13 protein-coding genes are annotated in these 15,878 nt (G+C 43.2%); 8 read left to right on the top strand and 5 right to left on the bottom strand.

Features of this window, described 5'->3' with window-relative positions:
- From EXE29_RS08560 to EXE29_RS08580, 5 genes are all read left to right on the top strand, one after another.
- Window positions 1-1,584 (top strand): helicase HerA-like domain-containing protein, encoded by a 1,584-nt coding sequence (locus tag EXE29_RS08560; protein WP_117007437.1) that lies wholly within the window; start codon window positions 1-3, stop codon window positions 1,582-1,584.
- 150 nt (window positions 1,585-1,734) lie between these two features.
- Window positions 1,735-2,943, top strand: a complete 1,209-nt coding sequence (hmpA, locus tag EXE29_RS08565) for an NO-inducible flavohemoprotein (protein WP_120364470.1) — start codon at window positions 1,735-1,737, stop codon at window positions 2,941-2,943.
- Between the two features lie 87 nt (window positions 2,944-3,030).
- Window positions 3,031-3,474 (top strand): RrF2 family transcriptional regulator, encoded by a 444-nt coding sequence (locus EXE29_RS08570; protein ID WP_106984026.1) that lies wholly within the window; start codon window positions 3,031-3,033, stop codon window positions 3,472-3,474.
- Between the two features lie 112 nt (window positions 3,475-3,586).
- Window positions 3,587-4,456: a ribosome biogenesis GTP-binding protein YihA/YsxC gene (gene yihA, locus EXE29_RS08575; protein ID WP_106984025.1), complete on the top strand. Its 870-nt coding sequence runs from the start codon at window positions 3,587-3,589 to the stop codon at window positions 4,454-4,456.
- A 150-nt stretch (window positions 4,457-4,606) separates the two neighbouring features.
- On the top strand, window positions 4,607-5,554 hold the full coding sequence (locus EXE29_RS08580) for a metal-dependent hydrolase (protein WP_120364471.1): 948 nt from the start codon (window positions 4,607-4,609) through the stop codon (window positions 5,552-5,554).
- A 140-nt stretch (window positions 5,555-5,694) separates the two neighbouring features.
- Here the strand turns inward: EXE29_RS08580 and EXE29_RS08585 are convergent, their stop codons facing one another.
- Both EXE29_RS08585 and EXE29_RS08590 read right to left on the bottom strand, forming a co-directional pair.
- A complete protein-coding gene (locus tag EXE29_RS08585; protein WP_117007434.1) occupies window positions 5,695-6,939 on the bottom strand; it encodes a dicarboxylate/amino acid:cation symporter in 1,245 nt (414 codons plus the stop codon).
- Between the two features lie 255 nt (window positions 6,940-7,194).
- Window positions 7,195-8,067: an acyl-CoA thioesterase gene (locus tag EXE29_RS08590; RefSeq protein WP_117007433.1), complete on the bottom strand. Its 873-nt coding sequence runs from the start codon at window positions 8,065-8,067 to the stop codon at window positions 7,195-7,197.
- A 280-nt stretch (window positions 8,068-8,347) separates the two neighbouring features.
- Here EXE29_RS08590 and plsB point away from each other — a divergent pair, with 280 nt between their 5' ends.
- Window positions 8,348-10,915 carry a glycerol-3-phosphate 1-O-acyltransferase PlsB gene (plsB, locus tag EXE29_RS08595; RefSeq protein ID WP_120364472.1) on the top strand — a complete coding sequence of 856 codons (2,568 nt, stop codon included), beginning with the start codon at window positions 8,348-8,350 and terminating at the stop codon, window positions 10,913-10,915.
- Between the two features lie 151 nt (window positions 10,916-11,066).
- On the opposite strand, the gene EXE29_RS08600 is transcribed toward plsB, so the two are convergent.
- Together EXE29_RS08600 and EXE29_RS08605 are read right to left on the bottom strand one after the other, a co-directional pair.
- Entirely contained in the window at window positions 11,067-11,798 is a 732-nt protein-coding gene (locus EXE29_RS08600; RefSeq protein WP_117007432.1) for a hypothetical protein, read from the bottom strand.
- Window positions 11,799-11,939: 141 nt separating this feature from the next.
- The gene (locus EXE29_RS08605) at window positions 11,940-12,713 is read right to left on the bottom strand and encodes an NAD(P)H-binding protein (protein ID WP_120364473.1); all 774 of its coding nucleotides are present in this window, start codon (window positions 12,711-12,713) and stop codon (window positions 11,940-11,942) included.
- 50 nt (window positions 12,714-12,763) lie between these two features.
- Between EXE29_RS08605 and recG the strand changes: the two genes are divergently transcribed.
- Together recG and EXE29_RS08615 are read left to right on the top strand one after the other, a co-directional pair.
- Window positions 12,764-14,809: an ATP-dependent DNA helicase RecG gene (recG, locus tag EXE29_RS08610; RefSeq protein WP_117007430.1), complete on the top strand. Its 2,046-nt coding sequence runs from the start codon at window positions 12,764-12,766 to the stop codon at window positions 14,807-14,809.
- A complete protein-coding gene (locus EXE29_RS08615; protein WP_410159314.1) occupies window positions 14,796-15,449 on the top strand; it encodes a ComF family protein in 654 nt (217 codons plus the stop codon). The genes recG and EXE29_RS08615 overlap by 14 nt, the downstream gene beginning before the upstream one ends.
- A gap of 33 nt (window positions 15,450-15,482) precedes the next feature.
- Here EXE29_RS08615 and EXE29_RS08620 read toward each other — a convergent pair whose 3' ends face one another.
- Window positions 15,483-15,878: an NUDIX hydrolase gene (locus EXE29_RS08620; protein WP_106984017.1), complete on the bottom strand. Its 396-nt coding sequence runs from the start codon at window positions 15,876-15,878 to the stop codon at window positions 15,483-15,485.

Genomic DNA, 15,878 nt, shown 5'->3' on the forward strand with positions numbered 1-15,878 from the left:
ATGGGTACACCAATTATTATTGCTAAAAAAACCTCGAATACACAACAAGATATCGTCCTACACTCTGAGTTTGCCAATCGCCACGGCTTAATTGCTGGTGCAACCGGTACAGGTAAAACGGTGACCTTAAAAGTGCTGGCAGAAAGTTTTTCCCGCTTGGGTGTACCCGTATTTCTGGCTGATGCCAAAGGTGATGTTTCCAGCCTTGCAAAGGCTGGATCAAGTAGTCCTAAATTTGACGCACGGCTACAAACCCTAAATATAGAAACAATTGAGTTTTCTGCTTCACCAATTGTATTTTGGGACCTGTTTGCAGATCAAGGCCACCCTATCCGAGCAACGATTTCTGAAATTGGGCCACTTTTGTTGGCACAAATGCTGAATTTAAATGATACACAAGAAGGTGTGCTCTCTGCGGTATTCCGTATTGCCGATGATCAAGGCTTACTTCTTATTGATTTTAAAGATCTCAAAGCATTACTCAGTTATGTGAGTGAACATGCTGCTGAATTCAAAGCAGAATACGGCAATTTATCCCCTGCAAGTTTAGGCGCGATACAACGTAATTTGCTTGCACTGGCAGATCAAGGCGCAGATCAATTCTTTGGCGAACCTGCTCTCAATATCATGGATTTTATTCAGACCGATGCACAAGGCCGAGGTAATATTAATTTACTGGCTGCCGATAAACTGATGAACACGCCAAAACTATATGCAAGCTTTTTACTGTGGATGTTATCAGAGCTGTTTGAACAACTCCCTGAAGTTGGAGATATGGATAAGCCCAAATTGGTCTTCTTCTTTGATGAAGCACACTTATTGTTTGATAATGCCAGCCCTGCATTACAACAAAAGATTGAGCAAGTTGTACGCCTGATCCGATCCAAAGGTGTGGGCATTTATTTTGTGACACAAAACCCTCTTGACCTACCTGAAAGCGTACTGGGCCAACTGAGTAACCGCGTACAACATGCGCTACGCGCCTTTACCCCCAAAGATCAGAAAGCAGTTAAAACCGCTGCCGATACCTTCCGCGCCAACCCGGCATTTAAAGTCGATCAGGCCATTACAGAATTAGGTGTCGGTGAAGCGCTGATCAGCTGTCTGGATGAGCAAGGCACCCCGCAAATGGTTGAGCGCGGCTGGATTATGCCTCCGCATTCCGCCTTTGACCCGATCAGCCCGGATGAACGCAAAACCATCATGACGCAAAGCATTGTCGCAGGCATTTATGATCAAGCCGTAGACCGCGACAGCGCTTTTGAAATGCTGCAGCAAAAAGTGACAGACCGTAACCAGCAGGCCGCTCAAGCTGAACAAGATAAAGCTCAAGCCAAAGAACAGGAAGCCCGAGCCAAACAGCACGCCAAAGACCAAGCAGCTTTAGAAAAACAGCAGGCACGTGAACAAGAGCGCATTGTCCGCGAACAGCAAAGAGAAGCTGAACGTGCAGCCAAACAGCGTGAAAAATTGATTCAGGATACGGTGGGCACCTTTGCCAAGAGTGCTGCACGCAGCCTTGGCGGTTCAACTGGACAGAAAATTGTCCGTGGACTCTTGGGTTCTCTCTTCAGCCAGAAATAATCTAAAAGCCCAATCAAAAAGTACAAAATTATGGAATATTTTTATATTCCATAATTTTTTTATGGTTTTTGCTAAAACATGTATTGCGAATATATTTTTAAACATGTATTTTAAATACATCTTATAAATAACAGCCATGAGAGATCAGCTATGACTCCGCAGCAAATTGACCTAGTAAAAGCGACTGTTCCTGTTCTACGTGAAAATGGTGTCGCGCTGACGAATTACTTCTATAACCGCATGTTGGGCAATAATCCTGACCTTAAAGAAACCTTTAACATGGGGCATCAGCGCAGCGGTGCTCAGGCACAAGCCTTGGCAGGCGCTGTATTGGCCTATGCTGAAAATATTGAAGATCCGTCTGTACTTTTACCGGTTGTAGAATTAATTGCGCACAAACATGTGAGTCTTAACATTCAAGCGCCGGACTATAATATTGTCGGTGAAAACTTGCTGCACTCGATCAGTGAAGTCTTAAGCATTTCAATGGAAGATCCATTAATTGCAGCTTGGGCGGCAGCATACGGACAATTAGCAGATTTGTTTATCAGCACTGAAAAAGCGATTTATGAACAGCATCAGCAAACTAAAGGCAGCTGGTTAGGCTGGCGCAATTTCAAAATTGTGAAAAAAGTGGTTGAAAGCGATGAAATCACCTCATTCTACCTTGAGCCTTCCGATGACGGCGATTTACCAAAATATGAAGCAGGCCAGTACATCTCAGTACGTGTATTGGTTGATGAACTGGGTTTAAAACAGCCGCGTCAATATACGCTGTCTACCAGTCCGCAAACCAACTATTTACGCATCTCCGTGAAACGTGAAGACCAAAAAGGTGATTTGGTTGCAGGCTGGGTATCCAATACGCTGCATGGCTTAGAGACCGGTTCAGAAATTGAAGTATCTGCGCCAACAGGCAACTTCTATCTCATTGATCCAAATAAACGCAATGTCTTCATCAGCGGCGGCGTTGGCTTAACTCCGATGATTGCAATGCTGAATCAGCTGGTCACTTTAGACATGCCGCAGCCTGTGACCTTTATCCATGCATGCCGCAGCAAACAAGTGCATGCTATGCATAAACACATTCAGGATTTGAAAGCAAAATATCCGCGCCTTAGCACTTTTACTGCGTATGAGTTCCCTCATGCCAGTGACAAATTAGGTGAAGATTATGACATTGCTGGCCGTCTAGACTTAGGCAGCATGGATACTGCAATCTTGCCAGTCAATGCAGATTACTACCTCTGCGGTCCAATGCCATTTATGGCTGAACAGCAGAAAGCTTTAATTGCCCGCGGCATTCCTGCGGCCAATATCCACAGTGAAGCTTTCGGCACAGGCGGTGTAAAACACTAACTCTCCCGTCCGCTTGAAATAAAATAGGGTTAGTTTAGTTATGCTAGACTAACCCTTATTTATTTCTCCTACACTTACAGTATTATCATGCAGCTGAATAAATTCACCGATTATGCCTTACGTGTTCTGATGTATATCGCTCAGCCCAAAGCGCTGCCGTATACAATTGCGGAAATTGCCGAAGATCTGCGCGTATCGCAAAATCATTTAGTGAAAATTGTGCATTTTATGGGAAAACAGGACTGGCTGATTACCGCCCGCGGCAAAGGCGGCGGCATTCGCCTTAACCCTCAGGCACTCACGCTTCGTCTTGGTGAAATTGTCCGGATTTTACAGCGTGAAAATCCGATTGTGGAATGCAATACGCCTCCCTGCGTGTTACGCAGCAATTGCGGTTTAAAAGGCATTTTAGATCAGGCGATGGAGCAGTTTTATCACAGCCTCGACCAATACAGCTTAGGAGATGTCCTCAGCACCCCGCCCTCATCAAAATACACTACGCAGTCTCCCATTCAAATGATCAATCTATGATGTGGCCGCGCCCATTTTCCATTCGATCAGCGCATCTTTCAGATCAAAGTTCGCTTGCCCGAACGAGTTCCTTTATAATGGCTGCTTGTAAATCAGTCATTGAAGTCGAGTTATGCATCAGCACAGAGGAAAATCTAGAAACAGTAAGGTAGCTCATGCGCCTAAGCAAAAGATCAGCTACGAAAAAAAAGTCGATCCAGCTATTACTGAATACTCTGTACGCGCATTAAACTGGCTGCGTAAAGCTGAATTCTTAATGAGCGCGCCAAAGCTGAATTTATGCGTTGAAGATACAGGCTATGAAATCGCTTTTGCTGGCCGCTCAAATGCAGGAAAATCTAGCGCAATTAATGCCTTAACCAATCAAAAGCAATTGGCCCGCGCATCAAAACGCCCTGGCCGCACCCAAATGATCAACTTTTTCAGCTTGGGCAATCCAGACCAGCGTTTGGTCGATTTGCCGGGTTATGGCTATGCGGCCGTACCTGAAGCGATGAAAATTGTTTGGCAAAAAGAACTCGAAAATTACCTGATTCACCGTGAAAGCCTGCAAGGCCTTGTCCTGTTAATGGACATCCGCCACCCGCTGCAGCACTTTGATGTGATGATGCTGGAATGGGCATATTCACGTAAATTATTCGTGCATGTACTTTTAACTAAATCAGATAAACTCAACCGCGGCCCTGCTTCTAAAGCGCTGCAGGAAGTTAAAGCGCAGCTGAAAAAAATGAAGCTGCAGTTCTCGATTCAAACCTTCTCATCGTTAAACAAACAGGGCTTAGAAGAACTTGCCAGCGTGATGGGTGGCCGTTTGAACTTTACCCTTGAACAGGCTGCAGAATTTGATTTGGCCAGCATTCCAGATGCCGAAGCAGATGATTTTGATGATGCTGACTTCGATTCAGAGTTTGAAGAGACTGAATTTGATGATGCTTTAGACGCTGAACTGCCTGCCGAGCAAGCGCCAAAAGATCCGTCTTAACGGTAAAATGCGTCAGATTGTCTGACCATAATCATCATTTTTTGACAACCAAATGTCCTGTATTGCTAATTACAATACAGGATATTTTTTTCATACTGACCCTATATATAAATGTGAACAGCTTCACAAAATTAAAATAAGGACCGTCAGATGAAATTGCTCTCCCGCCTGAAAAACTCAAGAATAGGCTCTTCCATCAGCTACAGCATTAAACCGCGTAAAGTCAAATTTGAGTGGCAGGATACGCCGGTTGACTGGATTCCCAACCAGCCTTTTGTCAGCTACTTTATTAATGAAATTAATATGATTTTGCCAGCAGGCGAATTTTGGTTCTGCCGCCTGTACAACAAAGTACTGCCTAAAATTACCGATGAAAAACTTGCGGAAGACGTCAAAGCCTTTATCCGCCAAGAAGCCATGCATGCGCAAGCACATAATTCTGCGAATAAAGAATACCTAACGGTGCGCAATATTGATGTGAGCCGTAACTTAAAAATTATGGATTTCTTATTTGGCAAGGTATTGGCTGATCAACCCATGGGCTTAGAAGTACCTAAAGTACTCGAACATCAATGGGATCTGTTCCGTTTAGGAATTATTGCAACGGTTGAACACATGACCTGTGTGTTAGGAAAATACGTGCTGTATAACTCTGAATGGCAACGCTTGGGCGCAGCCCCCAATATGCTGGACTTAGTAAAATGGCATGGCGCAGAAGAAATTGAACATCGCACGGTGGCTTTTGATCTTTATCGTCATTTAGGTGGTGGCTATATTTCTCGCTACTATCAAAGTTTAATTGTGATTGTGGCTGTTATTGGGCTTTGGACTGATGGTGCTGCCCATATTTTAGGACAAGATCCACGTTATGCATCAATTAAGCCTGCGGTATATAAACCTTGGATTTGGCGTGAATGGTCACGCATCGCACAAAAAGACAACCGTCTAATGCCACATCCGCTATGGTTGGTTTCTCAGCAATTGGGTTATTTAATGCCTTGGTATGATCCAGTCCATGAAGCAAAAACAGAAGATGCGATTGCTTACTTAGATCAGTCTCCTGCGGCTAAACGCGCACTACCTAAAGTTGCCGCTTAAGCGATTATCCAAAGCTAATTAGTACTATTTGGGCTGAAATAAAATTAAAAAAGCAGGCTTTGTAGCCTGCTTTTTATTGTGCTCATTTCGTGGTTAAAATGCTTTACAGCGTTACGGCGCAGAAAAAACTCAATATTGAATTAACTTTCTATTACTGTTTCAGCTTCTCGCGTATGACGATCAACCACCACACTAATCATCATATCGCCCTGTACATTCACCACCGTACGTACTGTATCTAATAAGCGGTCAATCGGCAGTAAAATCGCAATCGCTTCAGCAGGCAAACCAACAGACTGCAATACCATAATCATAGTCACCATGCCCGCACTTGGAATGCCCGGCGCACCCAAAGAGGCAATCATGGCGGTGGCACAGACAATCAATTGTTGCCCCAAACTCAAATCTAGTCCCATCAAATTTGCAATAAAAAGTGCAGCAGCAGCTTCATATAGCGCAGTACCATCCATATTCAATTGTGTGCCTAATGGAATTACAAAACCTGCAGTTTGTGGACGGACGCCTAAATTTTCCTGTGCACACTTCATAGACAGTGGCATGGTTGCAGAGCTGGAACTGGTCGCAAACGCTGTGATGAGTGCAGCACGTGTTCCCTTAAAGAATGTGATTGGGCTCATCTTGCCAAAAATCCACAATAAGAGTGGCAATACCACCGCACCATGAAAAATGGTCGTTCCTGTTACCACAGCAGCAAATTCAGCCAAACGGCTCAGCACTGAAATGTCTTCTGTCGCAATTAACTTCGCCAAGAGCGCAAAAATACCCAAGGGCGCTAGTTTCATGACCCAGCTGATCATCAGCATCATAATGTCAAAAAATTGCGCACTCAGTTTACGTACGCTACGGAATTTATCGCCACCTTGTACCAACGCCACGCCAATGAGTAAAGCAAACACGACGACTGCCAGCACATTGCCCTCGGCAAAGGCTTTAAATGGGTTAATTAATGTATTTTGAATAAAGTTGGTAAAAAAGGATGACGGTGTCAGCGTGTCTGGACTTTGATGTTGTGCCATGGCCTCTTGGAACATTTGAATGTCCACACCCTTCCCCACCTGAAATATATGTGCACAAGCCAAACCCAATATCAGTGCCAGCGTGGTCGTGGTTACACAGCAAGCCAAAGTAATTTTCCAGACACGGCCTAACTGACCACCTGCCTGTAAATTAGAAACGCCCACAACGATTGAACTGAAAATGAGAGGGATCAATAGCATTTTTAGTAAGCCAATAAAAATACTGCTCATTAATCCCAAGCCATATAAACTCGAGTTAAAGAATCCACTGTCTGGAAACAGATTCATTAAAAAGCCAAAGGCAATGCCTAAAATGGCTGCAATAAAAATTTGGGTATTTAAGCTCATAGCTGAGTCATTTTTTTCAGTACATACTTCAAGGCACTATGCCATGCGTAGGCCTAAGATTCGATATTTATTTGTGTAAAGGCCTGCAATTTTCCTGCTAAGCATCTCCAATGAACGATGTTAAGCGATAGTAAATTTCTACTACATTCGAAAAAAATATTTAAACTTTAAAGCCAGCTATACATTCTGTGAACAGCTTAAAATAAAAAAGCCGAATCGATCGATTCGGCTTTTTTAATGTACACAACTCAAGGTTTATTGCGTTTCAATTTCACGTAAACGAATTAAACCCTCTTGTGTAGTACTACATACCAACTCGCCATTTTGCCACATACGACCAAAATTCAGACCGCGCGAGCTAGCGCTTATGGTTGCATCCATGTCGTATAGCATCCATTCATCCACACGAAATGGTTTATGGAAATACATAGCATGATCAATGCTGGCACACTGTAAACTTGGCGATAAATAGCTTAAACCATGCGAACGCAGCGCCGTTGTCATTAAAGTAAAGTCTGAATAAAATGCCGCAATCGCCTGATGGAGCGAGATCTCATCTACATGATCTGCAATTTTGTCATGTGTGCGAATGTAATGTGCATAAGATGGCGCAGCAGGTTGTGGCTGGAACGGATTTTGCGGATCGATTGGGCGAATTTCCACATGACGGTCGCGCATAAATGATGCGCGTACATTTTCAGGTACAAACTCAACCAACATATTTTTAAGTTCAGCTTCTGATTTTACATCTTCAACTGCAGGATACTCTGGCTCAGCCACTTGATAATTCAAGCCTTCTTCTTGTTCTGCAAATGACACCATGCACATAAAAATGGTCTTGCCATGTTGAATAGCACGTACCTGACGGCTTACAAAACTACGGCCATCACGAATACGGTCAACTTCATAAATAATTGGCGCATTTACATCACCACCAAACAAGAAATATGCATGCAGTGAATGTGCAGGACGGTCGGTTGTATATGATGCTGCACGAAGTGCTTGGCCTAAGACTTGACCGCCAAACACACGCTTGCCCACCAAATTACGGCTTTGACCGCGAAAGATGTTTTCTTCTAGCTTTTCTAAGCTAAGCAGTTCAACTAACTCTTGAGTTAAAGCATTCATATACGACCTATTTACATGGGATCACCTGAAATCAGGCAAAATTTAAATTCACAGTTCAGCACTATATTGCCATAAAAACCCAGTAAAACCCTAAAGATTGCCTGACTGGACTGTCACATTCTTCTTCGAAATTATCTGCTAAAAATACGTTTTTTAACGATAAAATCTTACAATATGCCTATAAAATGTTAGAAAATGACATACTGTTTTTCGCTAAAATTATGCAAAAATTGTATCCCCCGAAATTTAATCGGGCTGGTTCATTCAAGTAGGAGTCTTTATGTCCAAGCCTGGCTTTGGTCAAATGTATCGTAAGCTTTCAAGTAAGCTTCTTGACCTCGTGGTAACACCACACGTTCTTGGCGAAGTGCCTACTGAACCCGCGATCGCAGAAACATCAGATACCCCGCAATCTAAAAAGATTGTCTGCTACGTATTACAAACACACTCACGTAGTAATGCCTTGGTGGTCGATGGTGAAACCCGTCGTTTAAAATTACATGCCGCGCTCGACCCGCTCAATGTAGGGACACATACTGAAAAAGCCTCAGTATTATTTTTGCAACATCGCGATGAAAATAATTTACTTAACCCACCGCCACATGCTTTTCCACCGCGCCTTTTGCGCTTAGTCGAAGCCTTAGAAAAACAACCTGATTTAGATATTGAATTTGTTCCTGTCACTTTGCTTTGGGGACGTGATCCAGAAAAAGAAGATTCTTGGTTAAAGCTTTTATTTACAGACACATGGTCTACACCAAGCCGTGTTAAGCAACTCATGAATATTGGCTTGCATGGACGTCAAACTTATATCGAATTCCATGAGCCACAATCACTACGTGCACTCATCGATTATGCGAAAACTACGCATCCAAACCTGTCACCAGCCACTTATATCTTAAGCACACTAAATGACTATCTTGATGGTCAACGTGAAGTCGTTTTAGGCCCAGATTTATCTGACCGTCGCAATGTCATGCACGGTCTCATCAAAGCCCCTGATGTGCAAGATGCGATTCGCCGTGAAAGTATTCGTGGCAAAATTAGTATGGTCGAAGCTGAGCGTCGTGCGATTGGTTATTTAAATGAAATCGTGTCCGATTATTCTCACTCAACGGTGCGTTTTGCAGATATTGCATTAACACGTTTGTGGACACAGTTGTATGACGGTGTAGAAGTACATAACTTCAGTACCGTACGTGAATTGGCTAAGGACTATGAAATTGTCTATACACCATGTCACCGCAGTCATATTGACTACCTATTACTGTCTTATGTGATTTACAAACGCGGGATGATGGTGCCGTACATCGCTGCCGGTGATAACTTAAATATGCCATTTGTCGGCCAAATTCTACGTGGCGGTGGCGCATTCTTTATCCGTCGTAGCTTCCGTGGCAATGGCTTATACACCACTGTGTTTAAAGAATATTTATACAGCATTTTGTCGCGTAATACGCCTCTCGAATACTTTATTGAAGGTGGTCGTTCGCGTACTGGCCGTCTGTTACCGCCAAAAACGGGTATGTTGGCAATGACGGTACACAGCCATCTGCGTAACCCTGCAAAACCGATTGTGTTCCTGCCAACTTATATTGGCTATGAACGCTTAATGGAAGGCGCAACCTACGTTGGCGAAATGAACGGTAAGCCAAAAGAAGGCGAATCAATCCTCGGTATTGTTAAAACTTTACGTAAAATTGAACGTATTTTCGGCAAGGTGCATGTGAACTTTGGCGAGCCTGTTTTCCTCAATGATGTTCTAAAACAGCATGGCGTAGACAATGTCAAAATTGAAAAAAATGACGATGCGATGCCACCAGAAGTTTCAGAAGCTGTGACAAGCTCAGCACATGCGATTTTGGAAAACATCAACCGTGCTGCAGTAATCAATCCTGTGTCTTTGCTGTCTCTGATTTTACTAGCTACTGTAAAACATACGCTGGACGAAGAAATTTGTATTAATCAGCTTGATACCTACCGCAACCTGCTCACTGCCCTGCCGTATGATTCGCGTATGCAAGTGACACCGTTGTCAGGTAAAGAAATTATTGCTTACGGCTTAAAGCTTAAACTGATCAAACGCGTGAAGCATGTCTTGGGTGACATTATTGCCATTGAAGATGGTCAAGCCGTGTTACTGACCTATTTCCGCAATAACATTTTACATGCATTCATTTTGCCTTCACTGATTGCGGCAATGGTTGAACATAACGGCACCATCCGCCGTGGCGACTTAATCAATGTGATCCGTACTTTATATCCATTCTTAAAAGCTGAACTGTTTTTAAAATGGAAAGATGAAGAGCTGAAAGATCAGATTTGTGCTTATGCTGAAGCATTGATTCAAGCCAAGCTCATTTCTGAAGACGCCGAAGGCAACTTAGTTTCACCTGCGCCAAACAGTGAACATCACAATCAATTGGTGGTGTTGGCTGCACCTGTGATGCAGAGCCTTGAACGTTATTACATGACCTTGGCTTTAATCACCCAGCGTGGTTCAGGCAATATTTCTACGCGTCAGGTTGAAGAACTGAGCCATTTGGTTGGTCAGCGTCTATCTGTGCTGTATGAGTTCAACTCACCAGAATTCTTTGATAAAGCCTTATTCCAAAGCTTTATTAAGGTACTGACACAGCAAGGCTACATCAGTACCAATGAAGACAATGCGATTGTGTTCGATGAAAACTTCCAAAATGTTGCTCAGTACGCCAACCTTGTATTGGATGATGTGACCTTGCAAATGTTGCAACACATTACGACATTCAGCGATGATGAACTGAAAGAAGCACTGGATAAAGTCGCTGCGGAACAGGCGAAGAAACGCTTGAAGCGCAAGAAGAAGTAAATCCTTATAGCTCCTTCTCCCTTTGGGAGAAGGTTGGGATGAGGGGTGAGTTTTAAGACTTGCCCCTTTTTATTTACTTCGAAGAAAATGGATATTTCTGTTTTGGGCTTACATATGCATTTAGTATAAGAGGTCTTATGTTAAATGAATGTTACTTCCAAAATAAAATTTTCTCAAAAAAGCTTTTTTTCTGTTTATTTACAATTAACTGATTCTCAGTAATATCACCATAACCTAGAGTAATTTTGTTCTCTAAGTCATAAAAATCATTAATCAAATCAAAACCTAGATATTTATTTGATAAGTCACTTAGCAACTGTCTAGCTAAATGGTTGGTGGAATTATTTATAGAGCCAACATAATAAAATTTGTAATAATTCTCCCACTCTTCAATGTCATCCAAGGAAAAGTTTGGATCAGTTATAATTTCTTCCTTCCATTCATCATCTTCTTGATATTCATGTTCATAAGCTATTGATGCATTAAGCCATTCTTTTTCAAAGTCTTGAGGTTCACCATCCTGATAAAAAGCCTGATCTTCAGACTCAGAAACTCGCCTAACCTCTATATTATTTTTAAATATCAAATAACTGGCTACATTAAAACTATCTACACATTCAAAAAATATTACCCAATCATTCAATGAAGATTTTTTAAGCCTTTCACTCCATAAACCCTTATCTTGATAAGCAGAGAAGAAAAAGCTGTAATTATGAATAATGACCACGTTATCTTTAATTAACTCTAATTCAATAGTTTCATTTGCTTTCAAATTAGGGGCTAAAATTTCAAAGCATTTTTCAGTCCAATTGTTAACTAAGTCAACTAATTCGTCTAGATCACCTTTGAATGGAAACACCATCCCACCAGATCTATAACCCATAATTATTAATTTATTTTGATTAAAAATTTATCTTATCAAAAATTATGATTTACTAAAAACCCACTTAACACACGTTACACAAACTATTAATTTCACATAAATATCAAAACATTAAGATAAAAAACCTAATATTAAGCATACTTAAGAATCCTCATACTCCAACTGAAAGCCCGCTGATTTCATCCTGTCCGCATAAATCTGCTTCCCTGTTACCCTATCACTTTCCAAAACCAACTCAGGCAGATTCAACTCACGTTGAATATTTAAAATTTTCTCATGCAAAGGTTGTGGCATATTATTGGTACAAATATATGATTTTTCAGCATGTTCCACGTGAAGCATAAATACCAAGAAACGCGCTAAATCATCAATGTGAATCCGGTTGGACCAGTGAATATTTGGATAGCTTTTTGTTGTCTCTGCCAGCTTCTGCATTCGTGCAGATGCACCGCTATAAATCCCACTCGGGCGGATAATCACGCACTGCGCAGGAAAAGCAGTTTGATATAGTTGCTCCATCTCCAGCAGCAGCCTGCCCTGCGCATCTATAGGGTTTGGCAAGGTTTCATCATCCACACGCTCACCGGCATTTTCGCCATAGACCCGAGTAGAAGACACGACAACGATGCGTTGAATCGGATGCCCTTTTAAAGCTTGAACAATGGACTGAACCGTATCGACATAGGTCTGCTGATAAGCTTCCACAGTAGACGCATTGGGCGATAGCAATACATACACTGCATCTATAGGCGCGATACCGCTTAAATTCAAATGATGTACATCCTGAATCAGATGATTGGCATATTCATCCGTTTTCGGGCTTTGGCTGATTGTGGTAATTTGGTGGCCCTGCTCAAATAACAGTTTTGTAGCGCGCTGAGATGTTTTACCATAACCTATAAATAAAATATGCATTTAGCACCTAATCACAGACTTAACATCTGTCCAAAACAGACTGAGGGGAAATGGCTGCCGTTCATCAACTGCAAGGCGTAGGAAACGCTGCTGCCGCATTGCTTGAAAAACTGAATATTTTCACCACCGACGACTTACTGTTTCATTTGCCGCGTGACTATGAAGACCGCAGCACTATTATACCCATGAATCAGCTGACCGTTGGACGCAGCTATTTGCTCGAAGGCATTGTCAAAGGTGTCGACTTTCCGCCGGGTAAACGCAAATCGATGGCTGTACAACTGGACGATGATACAGGCAAAGTCACCTTACGTTTTTACCATATTTATAAAGGCATTACTGACCGTGCCAAATTGGGCGCCCGCCTGCGCATTTTTGGTGAAGTACGTGTCGGTGCACGCGGACTGGAAATGTATCATCCTGAGCTGCAGCTAATCACTGAACACACGCCGCTGCCACAAACACAGCTCACTGCCATTTACCCAGCAACTGATGGACTCACCCAGCCTAAACTGCGTGAATTTGTGAAGCAAGCTTTAGAAAGCCACAGCGATGACCTACCTGAACTGCTGCCGCAAAAATTCACCAATGGCTATGCGCTGAAACAAGCACTGGACTATATTCACCATCCGCCTGTAAATGCCAATATGCTGCAGCTGACACAAGGCTCACACCCTGCGCAGCAGCGTTTGATTTTTGAAGAATTGGTCGCGCATCAAGTCAGCCTGCTGACCCGCCGTGCTTATGTTCAGCAAATTGAAGCACCCTCATTCAGTCCAAGTAAAACTTTTGCTAAAGCCCTGCTTGGCAGCCTTCCCTTTGAAATGACTGGCGCGCAAAAGCGGGTTTCAAAAGAAATCGCCAAAGATTTAAAACAAAACAAGCCCATGCTACGTTTAGTTCAAGGTGATGTTGGCGCGGGTAAAACACTGGTTGCAGGCGTGGCTGCCTGTCATGCCTTAGAAGAAGGCTGGCAAGTGGCACTGATGGCACCGACTGAAATTTTGGCAGAACAGCATTATCTAAATTTTAAAAAATGGTTTGAGCCTTTGGGCTTAACTGTTTCTTGGCTTTCAGGCAAGCAAAAAGGCAAAGCCCGCACTGCCGCCGAGCAAAGCATACAAGACGGCAGCGCCAACTTAGTGGTCGGAACCCATGCGCTGTTTCAGGACAATGTCGCTTTTGCCAAATTGGGCTTAGTGATTATTGATGAACAGCACCGCTTTGGGGTCGATCAACGCTTGGCACTGCGTAATAAAGGCTTAAATGGCATGACACCACATCAGCTGGTGATGACGGCCACACCTATTCCCCGCACACTGGCCATGTCGGCTTATGGTGATTTGGACACTTCGGTGATTGATGAACTGCCGCCCGGCCGTACACCAATTCAAACCGTGACTATACCGCTGGACCGCCGTGAAGAAGTGCTACAACGCATTGCCACCAATTGCGCCGAAGGCAAACAGGCCTATTGGGTCTGCACGCTGGTAGAACAGTCGGAAACATTAGATGCGCAAGCTGCAGAAGCCACTTTTGCCGAAATTAAAGAACGCTTCCCCGAGCTGAATATCGGACTGGTACACGGTAAAATGAAAGCCGATGAAAAGCAGGCTGTGATGCAGCAGTTTAAGGACAATGAACTACAATTGCTGATTGCCACCACGGTCATTGAAGTGGGTGTGGATGTACCGAATGCCTCGATTATGGTGATTGAAAATGCAGAGCGTCTAGGCTTATCTCAGCTGCATCAGCTGCGTGGCCGTGTGGGGCGTGGCGCTAAAGCCAGCTTCTGCGCCCTGCTGTATAAAAACCCACTGTCGCAAAATGGGCAGGAACGCTTACGTATCATGCGTGAAACCAATGACGGTTTTATCATTGCTGAAAAAGATTTGGAAATACGTGGCCCAGGTGAACTGCTTGGCACCAAACAAACAGGCGATATGGGCTTCCGTGTAGCCAAATTAGAGCGCGATGATCATCTGCTGAATCAAGCGCATTATGCTGCGCAGCAAATATTAAAAGAACATCCTAAAAATGCAGAAGCCTTGCTGAAACGCTGGCTACCTGAAGCACCACGCTATGCCTATGTATAACCCTAAATCTAATTCCATACTCCAGCAATTGACAGGGCTGTTTCGAAGCTTCCAGCCCTGTCAACTTTGCCATGCAGATACCCAACATTGGCATCAGGTCTGTGAGGATTGTTGGAAATCTTTACCTTGGCAAAGGCAAACCATAAAGCGCCAAGGCCTACAAATCATGACACCATGTCGTTACGACTATCCACTCGATCGCATTATTCAACAGTATAAATATCAACAACAACTACAATTTCAACCACTCCTTTCAGGCTTACTCTGCTCGCTCAAACAACCCAAAAAAGTACAGGCGATTGTTCCTATGCCCATATCAACGGAACGCCTAGAAGAACGTGGTTTTAATCAGTCCTTGCTGATTGCACAAGATCTGGCAAAACACTTGGATGTACCCATTTGGCAACCTGTCACACGTTTAAAACAACACGCACAAAAAGGCTTAAGTCGTTTAGAACGTATGAGTGATATTCAACAACAATTTCAATTAACGCCACCAAATGCAGTGCGCTATCGCAATGTTCTGATTGTCGATGATGTGGTCACTACGGGCAGTTCTATTCAAGCCCTACACAATTGCCTAATCGAATTGGGGTGCCAGCAGGTACATGTCACCTGCTTAGCCGTTGCAGAAATTTAAGCGTCTTACTTACTACAAAACTCATCTAACTGCTTAAGAAACCAATTGCTGCTTAATCCAAGGAATAATGATTTCTGTGGTCAATGGTGCCAGTGCTATGTCTTGATCATCTAAATCCACCCAACGCATTTCCGCAATTTCTGCATGCACTGTTGGAATCTGATCTAAGGTCACATGATATACATAGCTCACCAGTTGATGATCAGGTTCATTGGCTGTTGCAGTTTCAAAGCGCCCAAGATAATGCTGAATTTTAGCCTGACAGCCAATTTCTTCTGCAATTTCGCGCACAATGGTTTGTTCTGGATGCTCATTCGGTTCTAGCTTGCCACCCACCTGCATAAAGCAGGCAGTATTTTTCTTACGCACCACCAACATTTGCTGTTGTTCATTTAGCACAATGCCCGCAGCAACAGTAATCACTTTCAT

It is taken from the genome of Acinetobacter sp. WCHAc060006 (assembly GCF_004209135.1).
In the GTDB taxonomy this organism is placed as follows: Bacteria; Pseudomonadota; Gammaproteobacteria; order Pseudomonadales; family Moraxellaceae; genus Acinetobacter; species Acinetobacter cumulans.